General features: G+C 69.7%; 18 protein-coding genes and 1 tRNA gene. 6 read left to right on the top strand and 13 right to left on the bottom strand.

Annotation, left to right across the window (positions count from 1 at the left end; genetic code table 11):
- Positions 1-67 precede the first annotated feature (67 nt).
- Both ACGFRF_RS14635 and ACGFRF_RS14630 read left to right on the top strand, forming a co-directional pair.
- A complete protein-coding gene (locus ACGFRF_RS14635; protein ID WP_393739730.1) occupies positions 68-265 on the top strand; it encodes a hypothetical protein in 198 nt (65 codons plus the stop codon).
- A gap of 100 nt (positions 266-365) precedes the next feature.
- On the top strand, positions 366-1,553 hold the full coding sequence (locus ACGFRF_RS14630; protein WP_393739728.1) for a tachylectin-related carbohydrate-binding protein: 1,188 nt from the start codon (positions 366-368) through the stop codon (positions 1,551-1,553).
- Between the two features lie 65 nt (positions 1,554-1,618).
- Here ACGFRF_RS14630 and ACGFRF_RS14625 read toward each other — a convergent pair whose 3' ends face one another.
- The 4 genes from ACGFRF_RS14625 to ACGFRF_RS14610 form a co-directional block, all read right to left on the bottom strand.
- On the bottom strand, positions 1,619-2,887 hold the full coding sequence (locus tag ACGFRF_RS14625) for a CHAP domain-containing protein (RefSeq protein ID WP_393739726.1): 1,269 nt from the start codon (positions 2,885-2,887) through the stop codon (positions 1,619-1,621).
- Positions 2,888-3,196: 309 nt separating this feature from the next.
- The gene (locus ACGFRF_RS14620; RefSeq protein WP_393739724.1) at positions 3,197-3,493 is read right to left on the bottom strand and encodes a CBS domain-containing protein; all 297 of its coding nucleotides are present in this window, start codon (positions 3,491-3,493) and stop codon (positions 3,197-3,199) included.
- 50 nt (positions 3,494-3,543) lie between these two features.
- Positions 3,544-5,022 (bottom strand): DEAD/DEAH box helicase, encoded by a 1,479-nt coding sequence (locus tag ACGFRF_RS14615; protein ID WP_393739722.1) that lies wholly within the window; start codon positions 5,020-5,022, stop codon positions 3,544-3,546.
- A 171-nt stretch (positions 5,023-5,193) separates the two neighbouring features.
- Positions 5,194-5,397, bottom strand: a complete 204-nt coding sequence (locus ACGFRF_RS14610; RefSeq protein ID WP_199585095.1) for a cold-shock protein — start codon at positions 5,395-5,397, stop codon at positions 5,194-5,196.
- A gap of 619 nt (positions 5,398-6,016) precedes the next feature.
- Between ACGFRF_RS14610 and ACGFRF_RS14605 the strand changes: the two genes are divergently transcribed.
- Complete coding sequence (locus ACGFRF_RS14605; RefSeq protein WP_393739720.1) at positions 6,017-7,366, top strand: hypothetical protein; 1,350 nt, start codon at positions 6,017-6,019, stop codon at positions 7,364-7,366.
- A 365-nt stretch (positions 7,367-7,731) separates the two neighbouring features.
- The gene (locus tag ACGFRF_RS14600) at positions 7,732-8,085 is read left to right on the top strand and encodes a hypothetical protein (RefSeq protein ID WP_393739718.1); all 354 of its coding nucleotides are present in this window, start codon (positions 7,732-7,734) and stop codon (positions 8,083-8,085) included.
- Between the two features lie 188 nt (positions 8,086-8,273).
- Here the strand turns inward: ACGFRF_RS14600 and ACGFRF_RS14595 are convergent, their stop codons facing one another.
- The 6 genes from ACGFRF_RS14595 to ACGFRF_RS14570 all read right to left on the bottom strand — a co-directional run bounded on the left by ACGFRF_RS14595 (position 8,274) and on the right by ACGFRF_RS14570 (position 13,444).
- Positions 8,274-9,107, bottom strand: a complete 834-nt coding sequence (locus ACGFRF_RS14595) for a hypothetical protein (protein WP_393739716.1) — start codon at positions 9,105-9,107, stop codon at positions 8,274-8,276.
- A 521-nt stretch (positions 9,108-9,628) separates the two neighbouring features.
- Entirely contained in the window at positions 9,629-10,555 is a 927-nt protein-coding gene (locus ACGFRF_RS14590; protein WP_393739714.1) for an SUKH-3 domain-containing protein, read from the bottom strand.
- The gene (locus tag ACGFRF_RS14585; RefSeq protein WP_393739712.1) at positions 10,552-10,923 is read right to left on the bottom strand and encodes a YwqJ-related putative deaminase; all 372 of its coding nucleotides are present in this window, start codon (positions 10,921-10,923) and stop codon (positions 10,552-10,554) included. The genes ACGFRF_RS14590 and ACGFRF_RS14585 overlap by 4 nt, the downstream gene beginning before the upstream one ends.
- A gap of 10 nt (positions 10,924-10,933) precedes the next feature.
- The gene (locus ACGFRF_RS14580; RefSeq protein WP_393739710.1) at positions 10,934-11,419 is read right to left on the bottom strand and encodes an SUKH-3 domain-containing protein; all 486 of its coding nucleotides are present in this window, start codon (positions 11,417-11,419) and stop codon (positions 10,934-10,936) included.
- A 10-nt stretch (positions 11,420-11,429) separates the two neighbouring features.
- On the bottom strand, positions 11,430-13,139 hold the full coding sequence (locus tag ACGFRF_RS14575) for a YwqJ-related putative deaminase (RefSeq protein ID WP_393739708.1): 1,710 nt from the start codon (positions 13,137-13,139) through the stop codon (positions 11,430-11,432).
- A gap of 231 nt (positions 13,140-13,370) precedes the next feature.
- Positions 13,371-13,444: transfer RNA gene (locus ACGFRF_RS14570), tRNA-Gly, on the bottom strand.
- A 543-nt stretch (positions 13,445-13,987) separates the two neighbouring features.
- On the opposite strand from ACGFRF_RS14570, the gene dcd reads away from it, so the two are divergent.
- Together dcd and ACGFRF_RS14560 are read left to right on the top strand one after the other, a co-directional pair.
- Complete coding sequence (dcd, locus tag ACGFRF_RS14565; protein ID WP_393739706.1) at positions 13,988-14,563, top strand: dCTP deaminase; 576 nt, start codon at positions 13,988-13,990, stop codon at positions 14,561-14,563.
- 13 nt (positions 14,564-14,576) lie between these two features.
- On the top strand, positions 14,577-15,080 hold the full coding sequence (locus ACGFRF_RS14560) for a phosphoribosyltransferase (RefSeq protein WP_393739704.1): 504 nt from the start codon (positions 14,577-14,579) through the stop codon (positions 15,078-15,080).
- A gap of 82 nt (positions 15,081-15,162) precedes the next feature.
- Here the strand turns inward: ACGFRF_RS14560 and ACGFRF_RS14555 are convergent, their stop codons facing one another.
- The 3 genes from ACGFRF_RS14555 to ACGFRF_RS14545 form a co-directional block, all read right to left on the bottom strand.
- Positions 15,163-16,188, bottom strand: coding sequence for a YIP1 family protein (locus ACGFRF_RS14555; RefSeq protein WP_393739702.1), 1,026 nt, complete (start codon positions 16,186-16,188; stop codon positions 15,163-15,165).
- A 74-nt stretch (positions 16,189-16,262) separates the two neighbouring features.
- Positions 16,263-17,729, bottom strand: coding sequence for an FG-GAP repeat protein (locus ACGFRF_RS14550; RefSeq protein ID WP_393739700.1), 1,467 nt, complete (start codon positions 17,727-17,729; stop codon positions 16,263-16,265).
- Positions 17,726-19,138, bottom strand: coding sequence for an FG-GAP-like repeat-containing protein (locus tag ACGFRF_RS14545; RefSeq protein WP_393739698.1), 1,413 nt, complete (start codon positions 19,136-19,138; stop codon positions 17,726-17,728). The genes ACGFRF_RS14550 and ACGFRF_RS14545 overlap by 4 nt, the downstream gene beginning before the upstream one ends.
- Between the last annotated feature and the right edge of the window lie 13 nt (positions 19,139-19,151).

Genomic DNA, 19,151 nt, shown 5'->3' with positions numbered 1-19,151 from the left:
CGTCACCGCGGGACGCGACGACCGACCGGGAGTCCCCGTACCTCGTCCCGGAAGGAACGTCACAGCCATGCTTCGCACGCGCATCGCCGAGGCCGCCGCGGTCGCCTCCCTCGTCATCGTGGCCTCGCTCGCCGCTCCGGCCGTCGCGTTCCGGTCCGAGGCAGACGCGGCTCCGTCCTCCTCCGTACTCGCCGACGCCGGCTGGCAGGTCACCCCGGCCGACGCCGGCCGGCAGGTCACCCCGGCCGACGCCGACCGGCAGTAGGCCGCCTGCTGCCGTGCCCTGCGCACCGTTCCGGTCGCGCCGCCGACCCACCGTTCGATGCCCGCACGACTCACCGCAACCGTCCCGGGGGGACCCACAAGTGAAGAACATCCGCACGGCCGGCCACAGACTCGCGGGCCTGCTGGCCACCGGAGCGCTGAGCGCCGGACTGCTCACGGCGACCGCCGGCAACGCCGAGGCCGCCACCACCTGCTCGGGCGTCGTCGACATCTACGGCGTCCTCGACGACGGCAGACTGACGTTCAGCTCCATCAACCCGGCCACCGGAGACCTCGCCAAAGTGCTCGTCGGACCCGACCTCGGGTTCGAGCCGAAAGCGATGGCGACCCTCAACTTCAACACGGTGCTGGTGACGTCGACCTCCGGTGCCCTGTACCGCGTCGACGTCAAGACCAACAACACCAGCCTGGCCCTCATGACCGCGCCGGTGAAGATCGCCGACAGCGGCTGGACCCACGACAAGCTCACCTACGACGGTCACGGCCACCTCTACGGCACCACGTCCGCCGGCCTGCTGCTGCGCTACACGGTGACCGAGGACAAGCCCGCCGGCTCGCAGCACATCGGCATGCGCACCGAGATCGACACCGGTTTCGTCCTGAAGACCCTCACCGCCACCGGCGACGACCGGCTCGGTGCCACGACCGAGGACGGGCGGCTGCTCGACTACACGATCTCCGGCGCGAACTCCTGGAGGAGCAACACCCTCAAGAGCTCCGGCTGGTCCGGGTTCAACCAGCTCGTCTCGCCCGGAGGCGGCCTCTACTACGGCCGCCTCGGCACCGGTGCCATGTACTGGTACAAGGACGCCGACCCGACCGACGGCTCCGGCGCCGACATCTCGTACCACCTCGACGACCCGGTCAACACCAGGGGCTGGACGCAGAAGCTGCTCTCCGCCCAGCCGGCCACCTACACCTGCACCACCACCGCGGACACCGTCGACCGCGACGACATCACCGAGGTGAAGGCCGCCGGCCGGCAGCTGATGAACGACAAGGACGGCGCCTGGGCCAACTCCACGCAGTGGGCCTGCCTGGAGACGCTCTGGGACCACGAGAGCGGCTGGCGCTGGAACGCGACGAACCCGTCATCCGGTGCGTACGGCATCCCGCAGGCGCTGCCCGCGACCAAGATGGACGTCGCGGGCGACGACTGGAAGGAGAACCCCCTCACCCAGATCAAGTGGGGTCTGAGCTACATCGACGGCCGCTACGGCTCGCCGTGCAACGCGTGGAGCTTCTGGCAGGCCAACAACTGGTACTAGGACACCGCGAAAGGGTGGCGCCCCCTCGATCAGGGGGCGCCACCCTTTTCCCGTGCGGGTGGGGGTCAGTCGACGGGGGAGACGAAGCCGGCGATGTCGCCCGCGTTCAGCGGGTTGTTGTTGGTCTTCCAGTTGTAGGTGGTCCTCTTCACCATGTCGCTCTCGTTGCCGCCGACCGTGGTGACGTAGTCGCCGTCGACCGCGACGACCAGGTTGACGTGGTTGGCGTTGCCGCCGCCGCTGTAGCCGTAGACCACGGCGTCGCCGACTCTCGGGGTGCTGTGGAGGGTGCCGTTGTTCTGGCCGTACGTGTAGAGGCTCCCCGACTCGGCCGTGATGCCGGTGATCTTGATGCCGCCCACGTTGGCCCACACGTAGCGGACGAACTCGGCGCACCAGGCGTTGTTGTAGTGGAAGTCGAAGTCGTAGAAGTCCTTGCCGACCTGGGCGTTGGCGACCTTTGCGATCTTCTCGCCGGTGGTGGCGGTGGGCGCCGGGGGCACGTAGGCGCAGTTGTTCGCGTAGGCCGACAGCAGGCTCTGGGTCCAGCCGGAGGCGTCCACCGGGTCGCTGGGGTGGTACGCGATGTCCGAGCCGTCACCGTCGGTCGGATCGACGTCGTGGTACCAGTACATGCCACCGTTGGTCCGGCCGTAGTAGAGGCCGCCGCCGGGGGAGGAGAGGGAGTCGACGGCGGACCAGCCGTCGCTCTTGAGCGTGGCGCGCGTCCAGTCACCCACCCCGTCGATCTTGTAGCTGTACAGCTGACCGCCCGAGGTCGAGGCGATGATGCGGTCGTCACCGGCGGCGGCGAGCGTCTTCAGGACGAAGCCGGTGTCGATCACGACGTGCTGGCCTATGTGCGCGGCGCCGGAGGGCTTGTCCTGGGAGACCACGTACTGGTGGAGCTGACCCTCGACCGTGCCGTAGAGGTGCCCGGCACCGTCGTAGACCATCTTGTCGAAGGTCCAGCCGCCGTCCCAGATCTTCACGACCCCCGCGAGGGACAGCGAGGTGTTGTTCGTCTGGACGTCGACGCGGTAGAGGTCGCCGGCGGTCGACGTGACGAGGATCGTGTTGAAGTTGAGGGTGGCCATCGCCTTCGGCGTGAAGCCGAGGTTCGGGCCGATGAGGGTCTTGACGCGGTCCCCGGTGTTCGGCTCGATCTGGGTGTACGTGAGCCGGCCGTCCGACAGCGTGCCGTAGATCGACACGTCACCGGTGCACGAGGCGGCGGCCTGCGCGGCCCCGCCGGTGACCGTGATCAGCCCGAGGGACATCGCGCCGACGGCGAGGGCGGCGGCGGTACGGCGGACGGCGTTGCCCAGCTTCATGGTCATCTCCTGCGGCGTGGAAGGCGAGCGGGCGCTGCCACATCCCCGGCCCGGACAGCTGCCCTGCAGGTGCAGCTGTGAAGGCCGTCGCGGGTGTGGCGCCCTGTGGCAGGGACCACTCTCACCGCAGACCGCAAGGGTCGAAAGAGCCATCGCGTGGACGCAACCGTCCCTGGCCGCTTGCGTCCTGACCGGGCGTCGGATGGTGCCGTCACGGCCCCGGACACAACGAACCCCAGGTCGACGACCTGGGGTTCGTTGTGGAGCGGATGACGGGAGCCGAACTCCCGCTCTCGGCCGGCGAAGCGATCAGCCGGCGACGGGGACGAGTCGGAGCGGGGTGCCGAGGACGTCCCGCAAGCGGATGCGGTCCGTATAGGTGGAGCTGTCGCGGTGGACGGTGAGCTCGGCCCGGGTGACCGAGCCCGTGCACGCGTCGTCCCCGTCGCACAGGAGCAGGTACTCCACACGGGCACCGGCCATGACGGACAGGGCCACCTCGATGGTCATGTCGTCGGGGACCCGCGGACCGGTCCCGTCCAGGCGGCCGGCCACGGTCGCGGAGCCGGGAGCCGCCGGGTGTCGTTGCGTCTGAACCGGTGTCAAAGCTGCCTCCTGGGGATGGGTGCGTGGGCTCCGGTCGGACCGCCGGTGCGTCATGCGGCGCGGCGCCTCGCAGGGGACCGGCGCTGGGCCGTGCGACCGCGGCGGCTGCGGGACGAAGGTGCCGAGGCCGACGCGTCGGACGCGGCACGGCGGGGACGTTCCACGGCCGGAGCGGTGATGACGACCGGGACACCGGACGGCGCCTGGGCGCCGGTGATGCGGCTCAGCTCCGCCTCACCCGAGCGCACCGGGGTGATCCGCGGGGTGATGCCGGCCGAAGCCATCAGCCGGTTCATGCCACGGCGCTGGTCGGGCGTCACCAGGGTGACGACGCTGCCGGACTCCCCGGCGCGGGCCGTACGACCGCCACGGTGCAGGTAGTCCTTGTGGTCGCTGGGCGGATCCACGTTGACGACCAGGTCGAGGTTGTCGACGTGGATGCCGCGGGCCGCCACGTTGGTGGCGACCAGGACCGTGACGTGACCGTCCTTGAACTGCGCCAGTGTCCGGGTGCGCTGCGGCTGCGACCTGCCACCGTGCAGGGCGGCCGCGCGGACGCCGCTGCTGAGGAGGTGCTTGGTCAGCCGGTCCACGGCGTGCTTGGTGTCCAGGAACATGATGACCCGGCCGTCCCGGGCCGCGATCTCGGTGGTCGTCCGGTGCTTGTCCGCGTCGTGCACGTGCAGCACGTGGTGCTCCATCGTGGTGACGGCACCGGCCGACGGGTCGACGGAGTGGACCACCGGGTCGGTCAGGTAGCGGCGGACCAGCAGGTCGACGTTACGGTCCAGGGTGGCCGAGAAGAGCATCCGCTGGCCCTCCGGCCGCACCTGGTCGAGCAGGGCGGTGACCTGGGGCATGAAGCCCATGTCGGTCATCTGGTCGGCCTCGTCCAGGACGGTGACGGCGACGTCGTCCAGCCGGCAGTCGCCCCGGACGATGAGGTCCTTGAGCCGCCCCGGTGTCGCGACGACGACCTCCGCCCCGGCCCGCAGCGCATTCGCCTGCCTGCCGATCGACATTCCGCCGACCACGGTGGCCAGGCGCAGCCGTACGGCGCGGGCGTACGGGGTGAGTGCGTCGGTGACCTGCTGGGCGAGTTCCCGGGTGGGGACCAGGACTAGCGCCAGCGGCTGTCGTGGCTCGGCCCGCCGACCCGCCGTGCGGGCCAGCACCGCGAGGCCGAAGGCGAGCGTCTTGCCCGACCCGGTACGGCCCCGACCGAGGACGTCACGGCCGGCCAGGGAGTTCGGCAGGGTCGCCGCCTGGATGGGGAACGGTACGGTCACGCCCTCGTGGCCGAGCGCGGCCAGCAACGGCGCCGGCATGGCGAGATCGGCGAACGACTCGACGGCGGGCAACGCGGGCGTGACCGTCTTCGGCAGCGCGAACTCGCCCTGGGGCATGCTCTGCCGGCGTCCACCGCCCTCGGAGCGGCGCGGGGCGCCGGAGCGGATGGCGCCAGAGCCGCCGAAACGGTCGTACGTGCGGGTCGTTCGTGTGGTGCGTGCGGTGCGTGCGCGGTTCATGCGGAACCTTCCTCGATGCGGGCGCGTATCAAGGAATTTCCGCAGCAAATTGAACGGCGCAGAGAATCGCGAGAACGGGCCGGAAATGACAGGGTGGATTCGCCCTGAAAATGAAGCGAGCCGGGGCCCGCACCCCAAGGTGCGGGCCCCAGCTGCAAAGTGTCGCCGGTGTCAGGCGGGAACGATGTTCTCGGCCGTCGGGCCCTTCTGGCCCTGCGCGATGTCGAACGACACCTTCTGGCCCTCCAGCAGCTCACGGAAGCCCTGGGTGGCGATGTTCGAGTAGTGGGCGAAGACGTCGGCGCCGCCGCCGTCCTGCGCGATGAAGCCGAAGCCCTTTTCGGCGTTGAACCACTTCACAGTACCGGTAGCCATGTCATTTCTCCTTCGGAAACGGTGCTCGGAGTCCGCCCTGTGCGGGCCCCTGTCGCCGTAATGATCAGCCGTCGGAAAATGAACCTTTTGGCAACCACAACTGCAACCTGCTTCGACAGTAGCACGGTGCGCTCCGCCAGGTGCGGCACATAATTTCCGATCCACCTGTCCGCGCGGGAATAGTCATCGCATCCCCTGCTGATTTCTCTCTTCGGCACCACAGATATGGCTCCGCCCGCGACACAGTCTTGCTGTCCGGCGTTTCCCGCCGCACCGCCATGACCTGCCCCGACGGGCCCGAAAAGACAGACGTGGCCGCCCGTGCACGGCCGCCGACGAACGCGTCGACGACCCGGCGCCGAGATGAACCCCACATCGGCGGGCGGGGCGGAACGGCCGCTCCACCGCGTCACCCTGTCGGCCCCCCCTGGCGCGCTACGTGCTCTCGGCCAGGGCTGCGGCCTGCCGCCATCAAGGGGACGGGGCGCCGTCAAGAGGACGGTAAGAGCCACGCGCCATGCGCCCTCACCTACAACCTTCCGTCCGGGCAGGTCGTCCAACTCGGGCCCGGTGCCGGTCACCGCACCGGGATCTCACCTATCCCAACTGGGGGGATGTCATGAGTCCTGTCTCCGTCGGGCGTGTGCTGCGCCGCGGGGCATGTGCCGGAGCCGTGGGGGCGCTGGTCGTCGCCGGTCTCGGGAGCGGGGTCGCGTCCGCCGACGACGAGCCGCAGAGCGATCAGCTGTGGATACAGGCGCCCTACGAGCAGGCGGTCACCGTCGCTCCGGACGGCGGTGCGGCGCAGTACCGGTCGCTGGCGCTCGGCCTGTACCACGACAACGACAACTTCACCGTGACCGACGGGCGGCTGACCGTCGACGTCTCCGGGCTCACCGGGGTCGCCGAGGTGGCCTGGCCCGACAACTGCACGCCGGACGACGCCGGCACCGTCGCCGTGTGCGACACCGGGGACGTGCCGACCCGCTCCAGCGCGCAGGTGCAGCTGAAGGTGCGGGCCGCCGCCGGTGCCGCCGCGGGGGCGCAGGGTGCGATCGAGTACTCCGCCGAGGCCACCGGCGGACCCGACGGCACGCTCGTCGCCCCGGAGGGCTCCGCGGAGACCTTCGTCACCGTCGGCTCCGGCCCGGACCTCGGGGTCAGCGCCCCGCACGACGTCACCGACGTCGCGCCCGGCACCACCCTCACCGTGCCGTTCTCCGTCACCAACACCGGCAACGAGACCGCCCACGGCTTCAGCGTGAAGATGTGGGCGACGTACGGCCTCGACGTCGTCACCCGCTACCCGCAGTGCACCTACACCGGGCCGGAAGACGGGGGCGAGTACACGCCCATGACGTACGTGACGTGCTCCTTCGACGCCGACGTCGCGCCCGGCGCCACCGTGGAGCTGCCGGAGCCACTGCGGCTCGCCGTCACCGACCACGCGCTGTACGAGCGGTTCGACTACGAGGTCCAGCCCGGCGGTGACGCCACCGACCTCAACGGCTCGGACAACGGCCGCGCCTGGCACATCGACGCCGACAACACCGCCGACTTCGCGGTGCGCGGCACCGAGGTGAGCGGCGCGGCCGGCGACACCGTCACCGCCGCCTTCCGCTTCGTCAACCGCGGCCCGGCCTGGGTCGGCAACGTCAGCTCCGGCGACCCGGTCGCCGTGATCGACTTCTATCTGCCGGAGGGCACCACCGCCACGTCCGTGCCCGACACGTGCCGCAACGCCTGGACGTCCGGCGACGACCCGGCCACCGGCCACTACGCCTGCACCCTGCCGATGTGGACCAAGCCGGACCTGAAGGTCAGCTTCCCGTTCCAGCTCCGCATCGACCGGGTGGTCCCCGACGCGACGGGCCGCGTCGTCGCCCGGCCCGACTACGGCACGTCCTTCGCCTTCGACCCCAGGAGCAAGAACAACTCGGCCAAGGTGGTCGTCAACCCGTCCACCTGACGGGCGCTCGGGCAACGGCGGCACAGAGCAACCGACTCGGCCCACGACAAGGCCCAGGTCCCCGCACCTGGGCCTTGCTCAGGAACCGGGCGCAGAGAACCGAACTCGCGCCCTCCCGCCCCACCGGCCTCGGTACCCCGTCGCCGCCCGGACCGGCTCGAGCGGTTCTTTGCGCATGCGGCGAGAAGAACACAGCGCCGTCACCGGCGAGCGTGCTGACACCTCTCACCTCGCTGGTCAGTGATCTGGCTCACGGCTACCCGACACACCTCTACCCGGCCTTTGTGTAGCTCACATCCCCGCGAAGTGCCGACGGGTAACTAGGGTCGGACTCCCGGGAGTCGACGGAGGTGAGACGCCAAGTCATGGGTGACGAGGGGGAGATACTCGAAATCAAGATCGCCGACCTCAAGGCGACAGCACCACAGTTCCACCATCAGAGCGTTGTCCTTGCACACGCCCTGACGAAGCTGAAGCGCGGGCTGGCTGCAGCCGGCTCTCCATGGGGCGACGACGAGCAGGGCGAGAAGTTCCATAAGGCGTATGGCCCGCACGTCAAGCAGATCGAGCAGTCGACCCAGATTCTGGCTGACGGCCTGGCCAGCATTCGCGAAGCCATGGTCGACATGGCCGACGGTCACATCGACAACGAAGAGCTGATCCGAGGCATGTCCAGCCGGATCCACGTTGATCACGACACCGAGGGCGATGGCAAGTGAGTGTCGCGGATAAGGCCCGCAAGGTTGTCCAGGACCTGACGGGCATGTGGTGGCCGGACGCCGATGAAGACGGGTTGCGGGACGCCGCGAAGGCGTGGAGGGCCTTCGCCGACGACGTCGACGATGTCACCTCCGGCGCCAACAAAGCAGCTCGCTCCATCAACCCGCGTGCTGATCGGACGCTGGGGTCACCTGCGCTTCCCGCCGTCCTTGTCGCCCCTCGCCTCGCCGTTCCCGGCAGCGTTGTCCGCGCCGCCGGCGTCGGCACCGGACGCTCCGCTGCCGGTCGTACCGGCACTCGATGTGTGGGCGCCGGACGATCCGGGGTCTCCCGCCGTGCCGTTGCCGGTGCCGGTGGCTGCGGAACCCTCGTCGGGGTTTGCCCTGCCGGTCGGCCTGCCCGGGGTGGCTGTCGCCCTCGCGAGCTGCTCGGAGCAGTACGCGCCGACCCTGTCCCTGCCGTGGGCGGCCACGACGAGTTGCTGCACGGTCCTCGAGTCGAGCGCCTTGCCGCGGTCCTCGGCCTGCCGGTAGGCGCGGCAGTGGGCTTCGGTGTCCCGCGCGGGGGAGGGGCCGCCCGTGGCTCCGGGCCCGCCGGAGGACGCCTGGTGCGTGGCGGCCACCGACGGACGCGCGCTGACCCGGCCGGTACCTGCACCGGCACCGTCCGTGGACGAGCCGGTGGAACCGATCGCTGCGACCGCGACGCCACCCAGGGTGAGGCCGGCGAGCACCACGCCGAACGTCAGCCGCGCCGGGCGCCGTGCACGCCGCTCCGCGGGTGGCCGCCAGTCGTCGCGGCGCCGGGTGCGCGCCCGGTGCGCGCCCGTGCCCCGGGCGGTCCGGAAGGCGGCCAGGGCCCGCTGCTCGGCCTCGGGGTCGAGGTCGTGTCCGCGGAGGGCGGCGGCCAGCACCGTTTCCAGCGTGGCGGTGTCATGGACGTCCTCCGGGTCGGACACGGCGCCGCCGGGGTGCACAGGTGGACGGCCCGGGCCTCCGCCGCCGCTCAGCCGTTCACCCATGTCCGCTTCCGTTCTTCTTCAACCGGTTCGATGCGTTCGCCGTACCGGGTCCGGTGCGTGTCCGTCTGCCACTGCCACCGTCGTCGTCCACGTCGACTCCCCCAGCGTTCGGGAAGCCTCGTGCGTCACACCCTCGTCCGCCTCGGTGCCCACGCCCAGCTGCCGGGCGAGGGGTCCCGCGGCAGCCCGCGGACCGGCTCGAGGGCCCGTTCGGGGAAGAGGAAACGTGTGACAGGTCGCGGCCCCGCGCTGGAAAAAAAGGGGGGGTCGGGCTCACGCAAGCCGTACTCAGGGCTGCGTCCACGCTGTGCACCGACGCGCCCGGCGGCGGGGTCTTGTCCGGCGAGGACATCACCGCCGCCACCGCCCGGCTGAGGGAAGCGGGCTCGGCCACCTTCGACCTCGGGTACTCGGCTGCAATCCCCGCTGTCCCGACCGGCGCCCCTCGTCAGAGGCCGACGGTCACTCCCGACTGCGACACCGCGTGTCCTCCGTCGAGCACCTCAGCAGAGCCCCGCCTCTCATGACATCTGCTGCAGACCGCGCAGCGCGTCGACGACTCGTACGTGGATGCCGCCGGTCTGCGCACCCGCTCCGACGCGGAGGCTGACCTCGAGATCGTCGGCCTGCATGGCCACATGTCCGAACCGGGCCGAGAAGCCGACCAGACCGGCCGCGGTTTCCGCGTGCACGCCAGGCACCTCCACAGCCAGCTTCACCTCACAGCCCGCGCCGTCCGCGTTGGCCGCAAGGACCTCTTCCACGTCACGGACAATCGGCGACAGCGCCTCACCCAGGGGACCATGCGGTATGCCGATCGACCGCTGAGCGATCACGGCTCCGATGCCGCGCAGACTGGTCACCGTCAGGCAGACACTCCTGGCGCTGTAAACACCGTGATGATGCAACACGTACACGGCTGTCAGCGCTGCCTGCACCGCTCCGACAACAGGACTGCCGGCCGCCGTCGACTTCAGGTGCCAGGCGTGCTCGCTTTCGCGAAGCCTGCGCGGAGCCAGCCCGCAGATCAGGTTCTCGATGCCTTCGAGCGCACTGTCCCCCACATGCCAGGAGCCACCGAGACCGAAAGAGAGAAGCTGCCCCTCTTCACCCACAGCCAGTACGGAGTCGTTCTCGGTGACACCGACCGGGAACAAAGCGATGCGGAGCCCGGCAGACAGGCGGTTCAACCGGACGAGCTGGAACCTGGCCTTCTCCGGATCGATGGTAAACCCGATGGACGCCACTTCCCGGCCCGGTTCCATCGGCTGGTGATCGAGGCCGTAGAACTCACTCAGAAAGGATCTCGCGGCAGGGAAGAACGAGAGAGATATTCCGTAACTCCCGGCAATCGCGGCAATGCGCAGCGCCGCCCGCACTGCATCTTGCTCGACGTTCCTGCCTGCGGTCCAACCGATCCTCTCCGCGACCCGGTGGTGCTGAGTCACCCGTCCACCACTTCGATGCCGAGACGCTCCAGCAGGGCTGCGCAAGAGCGGCAAGGTTTCGCAGGACGTCCGTGCTCAGGATCCCCTTCGGGGCGAATCTTTCTCGACACCATGGCCGACCCCGAGAAATGCCCCGTCGCATCGTCGAGGGTCGTTGTCCCCCCGTTCGCGCGCTGCTCGTCCAAGCCCCACAGCTGGTCGGAGATCAGCGCGGACTCCGCGCAATAACCCATGAACGGTTCCCGCTGCGCGGCGGGAAGCTGCTGAAAAAACTCGGCAACCGCAGGATGTAGATCCGGCTCCGCATCCGCATCGAGGTCGGTCTGGCTGAAGATTTTCCCGTTCACCAGCAAGGATGCTGCGGTCACCGGAACATGCTCAGGCATAGTAGTCCTCCGCGTGTTCGAGCGGATACCCCCGCGAATAACTCATCAATGCCGAGTACTTGTCATTGCCGAGGAAATACTCACCGCTGTGATGCAGATAGAAGAACCGCCCCGCTTCGTCCATGAGGACCGTTCCACCGTCGTATGTGTCGTGCGCTACGGGGAAGACCTTCTTCCCCAGGCCGTCGGCGAGCTCTTGAACATCTTCTGCTGCGCCTCGGTACATGAGGCGCGGATAGAACTCCACCCTGTCTTCCGTGGAAGCGTGCCGGGGCGCCACAAGACCGACGTGCTCGCGCAGGAATTCGAGAGCGGGCGCGATGACATCAAGATTTCCACCGTCGTCACGGAAATCCTTCAGAACACTCGCCGCCTCGGCAGCGGCGAGGTCGTCACACCGGCGCCCTGGATACCACCCGGCATTCGACAGCCAGGCATCCACCGCCTCGGGCGACTTCAATACGGGCACGGTTCTCATCCTCTTTCGGTCAAACGGCCGTGACGCCGACGAGCGGCAGCATGCGCTCACAGGACGGGCAGGGCTTCTTGTATTCCCCGTGGCTCAGGTATCCGGGCCTGTTCGGATTCATGTCGCCGATCTGCCGCGTATGCACCTGCGCCCCGTCCATCACTCTCCTGATGTCCTCGGCGCTCCGTATGTCGACACCATCACGCTCGGATATGGCGTGCAACCGGTCGGAGATCAGCGCTACTTCGGCGCACTGCCCGTGCCCGGTCCCCACCAGCTCACCCTCGGCCGCCGCCTGTCGCTCCACGTCGTCCAGGACGGACCGCAGAGCGGGATGCACGTCCAGTTGCCGTTGTGGATCCGGGTTCTGCGGATTCGCCTTCAGCTTCGACACGCTGGAGTGCCCCGTCAGAACCCCTTCGTGCAACAAGGCTCCAGAACACCCCTGCTTGATCCTGCCCTTGCCCAATACAGGCTGCCCGTCGGGCCCATTGGCGGCTTTCTGTGCTTCGTCCGCCAAATCCCTCGCCTCCTGGATCAGCGCTCGGCGCTGATCTTCCGGGCTGAGATGATCCACCTGCATCGCGTCACGACGGTAGTGTCGCATCTGACCGGCGCTTCTGCCGTGCCAGCCGGGCTGCGGGTCCATTCGCCGAGGACCGTCCCCAGCGCCGCGTCCACCGTCCCCGCCGTTGCCACCGCCTCCGCCTCCGCCACCGCCGCCGCCCGCTGCACCGCGCGGATCGACCTTGGTCACGTCGACGCCGTCGGCCTGTTCGCCGACCTTGTGGTCGTTCTCCTTATGGACCCGGGAGGCGGCCTTCACGCGGTGCGGGATCTCGTCGCTGACGTGCTTGGCGGCACGGGTGACCGACTTGGTGGCAGCTGCGAGCGCCTTCTCCAGGGCGTGGTCGAAGTCCTTCGTGAACCCGTCCCGGCCCTTCGTCCGGCCGAACGCGTGCTTCGCCTTGCCCAGGTGGATGTGGGCATTGCTGCCGAGGTCCCCGCCGTGGAGGGAGAGCTTGCCGGCGCCGTCCTCGAACTCGGCGTGGTCGATACGGATCCGCTTGCCCGCACCACCGCCGCCACCACCTCCACCGCCCGCGGAAGCAAGGGTCATGCCACCCGGAGCACCGTGGCCATTGCCGTCGGGGTGGAACGCACCCTCGGCCAGATCGAGCGCCGCATCGATGGCGAGCTCTTCCAACTTCGCCGTGACCGGCTCCGCCAGCTTGGCGGCGATCTCCGCGAGGATCTCCTCGATCGCCTCCTTCACCAGCCGCTTCACAATCTGCCGCATCAGGATGATCTCGCCGGCGGCAGCGGCGGCCGAAATGCCCAACGTGACCCCGGAAGCGGCGAGTTCGGCGACGACCGTCCCGGCGAGCACGCTCAGCTCGACCGCCGCCTTCGTCTTCATCGCGATGATGATCTCGGCGATCCGGTCGCACACGAACGCGAACGTCCGCGCCACGTCCGGGATCTTCTCCAGGTGACTGGTCTTCACGTACGACCAGTGCTTCTCCATGGAGTCGACCGCCCAGCCCTCCGAGGAGCTGAGGATCCTCGTGATCGCCTTGTGCGCGTCGCCGCCGTGGCCCTCGAACTTCTCCGCGAACTCACGGAGCGAGTCGGCCATCTCCGTGTAGTCGTCCTCGTCCACGTTCGGCCAGTCGATCCCCGCAAGATCGAGTGCCCGGTCGACGATGTCCGGCAGCACGATGCCCATGTTCCGCGACCCCCCGTGGTCTTCGGCGCTCCATCGATCAACAGCGAAGATCAGCTAAACACTTCGTATGCACCCGTCGCCAACATGGGCAGGGGTCTCAGTGCGAAGTTGAGACAACTCCGTACATGACAAGAAGGCCGAACAGGAACGTAACGGTCACTCCGCATGCATGGCAGGCACGTGCGGAGCGCACAGCAAAACGGCCCAGGTCGCTGACCTGGGCCTTCTTCATGGAGCGGGTGACGAGAATCGAACTCGCGCTCTCAGCTTGGGAAGCTGATGTTCTACCATTAAACTACACCCGCGTAAGTCGGATCGGTGACCCCGTGGGGTCGATGTCCCGACGCTCGCTCACTGTACATCATTGCGGACCCCCGGTGCTTCGACCCGGGGGTCCGCGTCTGTTCCAGGGGAGGGATCCGGCTGCGGGCGGCCGGAGTTGGGGCGTACGGTGGAGGGGTCGGGGAGGGTCCGGGCGGGCCGGAGTGCCGCCTGGAGAGTCGTCTCTTTGATCCCGTAATGTGGCTTTTGTCGTCAGGCCAGTAAGCCCGACGAGGCTCTTGGGGAAGGGACATAAGGGACTTGATGGAACGCACCGTCGTCCGCTGTGCGGACGGGCACGTCTTCAGCACCGCTTCGTTCCCGATGCAGCAGGCCGAGCGGCTCGGCCCCGGCCGGCTCGTGAGGTGTCCACGGTGTGCCCGGCTCCGCAGCGTCGTGCCGGTCGCCCTGCAGAAGCGGTAGTGGAGGGACACACGGTAGCCGGGTGGTGACACCCCGCAGTAACACCGGGCGCGCGGAGTCGTCACGATTGTCACGGCTCCGCGCGCCTTGCGTATCCTCGCTACGTGCTTCTCTCAGACAAGGACATCCGGGCCGAGATCGACGCCGGCCGGGTACGGATCGATCCCTACGACGAATCCATGGTGCAGCCGTCGAGCATCGACGTACGGCTGGACCGGTATTTCCGGGTGTTCGAGAACCACCGGTACCCGCACATCGACCCCTCGATCGAGCAGGCCGACCTGACGCGGCTGGTGGAGCCCGAGGGCGACGAGCCCTTCATCCTGCATCCCGGGGAGTTCGTGCTCGCCTCGACGTACGAGGTCATCACGCTGCCCGATGATCTCGCCTCGCGGCTCGAGGGCAAGAGTTCGCTCGGGCGGCTGGGGCTCGTCACGCACTCCACCGCCGGGTTCATCGACCCGGGCTTCAGCGGGCACGTGACCCTGGAGCTGTCCAACCTCGCCACGCTCCCCATCAAACTGTGGCCGGGGATGAAGATCGGGCAGCTGTGCATGTTCCGGCTGACCTCGCCCACCGAGTTCCCCTACGGCAGCGAGCGCTACGGCTCCCGGTACCAGGGGCAGCGCGGGCCGACCGCTTCGCGGTCCTACGTCAATTTCCATCGGACCCAGGTGTGAGGGCGGCCACGGCATGAGCAACGCAGACGTACGGGAGAACCTGACCTACGAGGGGTTCGGGACCGCCGTGCGCGAGCTGGCGCAGACCATCGCCGACGACGGGTACGAGCCGGACATCGTGCTCAGCATCGCCCGGGGCGGGGTGTTCGTCGCGGGCGGCCTCGCCTACGCCCTGGACTGCAAGAACATCCATCTGATCAACGTGGAGTTCTACACCGGTGTGGGGACGACCCTGGAGATGCCCGTCATGCTGGCGCCCGTCCCCAACGTGATCGACTTCTCGGACAAGAAGGTGCTCATCACCGACGACGTCGCGGACACCGGCAAGACCCTCAAGCTCGTGCGGGACTTCTGCCTCGACACCGTCGCCGAGGTGCGCTCCGCGGTGATCTACGAGAAGTCCCACTCCCTCGTGCAGTGCGAGTACGTCTGGAAGCGGACGGACGACTGGATCAACTTCCCGTGGAGTGTCGAGCCTCCCGTGGTGAAGCGGGCGGGACAGGTTCTCGACGCCTAGTCCCGGGCACCGGATCCGCACGTACGAAAGGGCCCCCGGCTGTGCCGGGGGCCCCTTTGCGTACGCGGACGTGCCCGGAGGGCTAGAACGTGCCCAGTTTCACGATCGACAGCAGCGCGATCAGCTGGAGTGCCGACGCGCCCAGCGCCTTCGGCCAGGGCAGGTCGTGGGAGCGGGAGACCATCAGGGTCAGCAGGACGCCCGCGCCGATCCAGGTGGCCCAGCCGAGCAGCTGGACGAAGCCGGCGTCGCCGCCGAAGAACATGGCGACGATCAGGCGGGGCGCGTCCGTGAGCGCCGTGATCAGCATGGACAGGCCCACGGTGGGCTGCCAGGCGCCGTCACCGCCGAGCTGGCGGGCCAGGGTGTGGGTGACCACGCCCAGCACGAACAGGCCCAGCACCATGACGACCGCAGTCACCAGCACGATCGGGACCGCGTTGGAGAGTGTGGCGCTGATCGCGTCCGCACGGGCGCCGTCGAAGCCGAAGACGGCGAGCAGGCCGTAGAGGAAGGTGACGATGAGGGCGGGGCCCCACATCGTGTAGTCCCGCATGCGCAGGAAGGTGTCGTTCGGGGACAGCACGATCCCCTTCAGCAGTTCCTTCCAGTGCAGCGGCGGGCCCACCGGGGCCGCGGGCGCGGCCGCCGAGCCGGCCTGGTAGGTCGCGCCCTGGGTGTAGCCGGCGGCCTCGTCGATCGAGAACGCCTGGGTGTGGCCCGGGTTGTTCGCCGCGTAGGGGTCCGGTGCGCCGTGCCCCGCGCCCGGGTGACCGTCACCGAAGTACTCCGGTCCGTCGTCGGCCGGTCCCTGGTACCCGTAGGGCTGCCCCGCCTGCGCGTACGGCGGCTGCGGCGCCGCCGGGTAGCCGTAGGAGGGTCCGGAGGGCGGCCCGTACGACGGTCCCTGCTGTCCGTACGACGGCCCCCCGGGCCGCCCTTGCCCGTACGACGGTTGCCGCGGCGCCTGCTGTCCTTGGGGGGTGCGGTTGTCCCGGCCCCCGCGTCCGATCCTGAATCCAGCCACGTCATCGAACGTACCTGGTCCAGAAGAGCTACGTGCCGGACCCGGGCGTCCGGGCCCGGCTTTGCGGCCGACCTGTGACATCCCCTAAGGGAGCGCAGGGGCGCCGATTCAGGGTCCGGCCGGGGTTTGGCCCCGGCTTCCCCTCTCGCGAGGCGTCAGTTGTTCAGGACCGCGCCGTACCGCGGGGCGCCCGCGGTGGAGACCCCCGTGGTCGACGGGCCGAAGGAGAGCGCGCCGGCCGTGGTGGGTCCGCCGGCCGCGCCGCGCAGTGACCACACCGCGCCGTCGCCCGCGTTCTCGCCCGGGCCCGCCACGGTCAGCTCGGCGCGGTGGTCGCCGGAGTGGTCGGCGAGCAGGACCCGTGCGCCGAAGCGGTCGCCCTTCTCGGCGGTGCCGGGCACGCCCGCGGTGTTCTGGGTGTACGACACCGCACCCTTGGTGGTCAGCCCGGAGGCGGTGCCGTGGAGGACGGTGACCGATCCGGTGCCGGAGTCCTCGCCGGAAGCACCGACCGCCAGGTCCTTGAACCCGTCTCCGTCGACGTCGCCCAGGAAGACGCTGCCGCCGAACCCGTCGCCGGTCTCGGCCGCGCCCGGCACGCCCGGCGTGTCCTGGCCGAGGACCAGCGGGGCGCGGGAGGTGTCCTTGCCGCCCGGTCCGCCGTAGACCACGGTGACCCTGCCGCCCTTGGCCCCGGCCGGGTCGGCGGAGGGCTCGGCCGGGTTGCCGACCGCGATGTCGGCGTACCCGTCCTTGTCGATGTCGCCGATCGCCGAGACCGTGCCGGCGGGCAGCTGCTGCCACCAGTCGGTGTAGTTGCCGATGGACGGGTCGGTGACCAGGTGGGTGACGGCGGCGCCGGTGCCGGGCCGCCGGCCGTGCACCACCAGGCTGGCGGACCAGGCGGGGGAGACCCGCCCGGCGGACACGGAGGTGACGCCGTACGAGGGCGAGTAGGGGGCGGGGAACCCGGCGCCCGAACCGCCCTGGAAGGATCCGGACCTGGTGATCGGGCCGTTGACGAAGTTCAGGGCGCTCGAGCCGGTGGAACCGATCACGGCATCCAGGTCACCGTCGCCGTCGAGGTCGCCCACGGCCAGCGCCTGCCCGTACCGGTCCGTCTCTTCCGTCCAGTAGTCGACGAGCGTACGGGACCCGGACAGACCGGACTTGGCGCCCCAGACGACGACCACCGTGCCGCCGTTGGTGTCGCCGTCGACGTCCTCACCGGGCGCGCCGATCAGGAGGTCGGCGTAGCCGTCCTTGTTCAGGTCGGCCGAGGCGACGGCGCTGCCGAACGCGTCGCCCGCCTCGGCGGTGCCGGGGACGCCGGAGGTGTTCTGGGTGATCAGGGTGCGCGTGGCCGTCTTCAGCCCGGCGGAGCCGCCGTAGACGACCGAGACGGCGCCCGCCTTGGACTGGCCGCCGACGGTCGCGTCGGGGGCGCCGATCGCGAGGTCGGCGCGGCCGTCGCCGTCGAAGTCGTACGGGGCGGCGGCCGTGGCCGCCTGAGCGGCGGGCACGGCCAGGGCGAGCGGGGCCAGCGCGCCGGCGAGGGCGACGGCGAGGACGCGTGCACGCAGGGAGTTCCCTCGGGAGGGCCGGAGCCGGGGATACGTCACTGAGCGATGGCCCAGGCGAAGTCCCCGATGCCCTGCACGGAGACGTCACGGGCGCTGATGAACTTGGCGTAATCGGTCGTCAGACCGGAGGCGGTGCCGCGCAGGACGGTGACGGCGCCGTAGCCGTTCTCGCCGCCCGCGCCCGTGACGAGGTCGGCCTTGCCGTTCTTGTTGATGTCGATCAGCCGGACCGACTGGCCGAACCGGTCCCAGGCCTCGGAGCCGCCGGGCACGCCCTCCGTGTCCTGCGTCCAGATCTTCGAGCCCTTGGTGGTCAGGCCGGAGGCGGAACCGAACAGGATGGTCACCGCGCCCGCCTCGCCGGCCTTGCCCAGGTCCTCGCCGGGCGCGCCGACCGCGACGTCGGCGTAGCCGTCGCCGTTGATGTCACCGGTGCCGACCGAGGAGCCGAACAGGTCGTCCGTCTCGCCTGCGCCGGGTACGCCCGTGGTGTCCTGGTGGATCACGGTCGGGGTCTGGGTGGGGGCGGGGCCGTTCGGGCCGCCGTACCAGACGGAGATCTGGCCGCCCCTGTGGCCGGACTTCTTGGACGTGCCGGGGTCCGTGGGGTCGCCGAGGACCACGTCGCCGTAGCCGTCGCCGTTGATGTCACCGATCGAGCCGGGCAGGCCGTCGGCGTTGGGCAGCTCCTTCATGACGTGCTGGGAGCCGGTCCAGGTGAAGTAGTCGATCTCGCCGCCCTCGTCGCCGTCGACGGTGAACGGGTAGACGCGCTCGGCGGCGCGGTCGCCGTTCAGGTCGCCCGCGAACACGTTGGACGTGGTGCCCAGCTCGCCGACACGGAGGTTGCTCACCGGGGTGCCCGTGCGGGTGAAGGGGCCCTTGTAGATGCGGGTCTGGGTCCGCCCGGTCAGGGTGACGTCGTTCTTTCCGTCCCCGTCGAAGTCGGCGATCGCGATGCCGATGGCGAAGTTGCCCCACTCGGAGAGGGTGGACGGCTGGGGCACCAGGGCACCGCCGGACAGGCCGGACGGGCCGCCCCACAGGATGGTGGCGCTGCCCACGGCGTCCCGGTCGCCGATGGTCTCGTTCGGGGCGCCCACGACGAGGTCGGAGTAGCCGTCGCCGTCGAGGTCGCCGGCGGCCAGGCTCTCGCCGAAGAGGTCGCCCGCCTCGGCGGTGCCCGGGACGCCGGTGGAGTTCTGCGTGATCAGGGTGCGCCGGGCGGCCGAGACGCCCGAGGACGAGCCGTAGAGCACGACGACCGCACCGGCCTGCTGCGCCTTGCCGACCTGGTGGCTGGCGGCGCTCAGGGCGATGTCCAGGTAGCCGTCACCGTTGAAGTCGCCGCTGAGCCGGGAGGGCGCGGCGGTGGCCGGGGTGACGGGAAGGGCGGTGAGCAGGCCGGTGGTCAGGGTGGCGGCCAGCAGGAGGACGCGCTTGCGCAAGGCGGGGCTCCGG

This window comes from Streptomyces sp. NPDC048521 (assembly GCF_043199855.1).
Lineage (GTDB): Bacteria > Actinomycetota > Actinomycetes > Streptomycetales > Streptomycetaceae > Streptomyces.
The sequence above is the reverse complement of the archived record's forward strand: the minus strand, read 5'-3'. Positions and strand labels throughout refer to the sequence as shown.

Bases quoted from the DNA above. Each gene is read 5' to 3' on its own strand.
- ACGFRF_RS14635 (WP_393739730.1), top strand. From the start codon at position 68: ATGCTTCGCACGCGCATCGCCGAGGCCGCCGCGGTCGCCTCCCTCGTC.
- ACGFRF_RS14625 (WP_393739726.1), bottom strand. From the start codon at position 2,887: ATGAAGCTGGGCAACGCCGTCCGCCGTACCGCCGCCGCCCTCGCCGTC.
- ACGFRF_RS14615 (WP_393739722.1), bottom strand. From the start codon at position 5,022: ATGAACCGCGCACGCACCGCACGCACCACACGAACGACCCGCACGTAC.
- ACGFRF_RS14610 (WP_199585095.1), bottom strand. From the start codon at position 5,397: ATGGCTACCGGTACTGTGAAGTGGTTCAACGCCGAAAAGGGCTTCGGC.
- ACGFRF_RS14605 (WP_393739720.1), top strand. From the start codon at position 6,017: ATGAGTCCTGTCTCCGTCGGGCGTGTGCTGCGCCGCGGGGCATGTGCC.
- ACGFRF_RS14600 (WP_393739718.1), top strand. From the start codon at position 7,732: ATGGGTGACGAGGGGGAGATACTCGAAATCAAGATCGCCGACCTCAAG.
- ACGFRF_RS14595 (WP_393739716.1), bottom strand. From the start codon at position 9,107: ATGGGTGAACGGCTGAGCGGCGGCGGAGGCCCGGGCCGTCCACCTGTG.
- ACGFRF_RS14580 (WP_393739710.1), bottom strand. From the start codon at position 11,419: ATGAGAACCGTGCCCGTATTGAAGTCGCCCGAGGCGGTGGATGCCTGG.
- ACGFRF_RS14575 (WP_393739708.1), bottom strand. From the start codon at position 13,139: ATGGGCATCGTGCTGCCGGACATCGTCGACCGGGCACTCGATCTTGCG.
- ACGFRF_RS14560 (WP_393739704.1), top strand. From the start codon at position 14,577: ATGAGCAACGCAGACGTACGGGAGAACCTGACCTACGAGGGGTTCGGG.
- ACGFRF_RS14555 (WP_393739702.1), bottom strand. From the start codon at position 16,188: ATGTCACAGGTCGGCCGCAAAGCCGGGCCCGGACGCCCGGGTCCGGCA.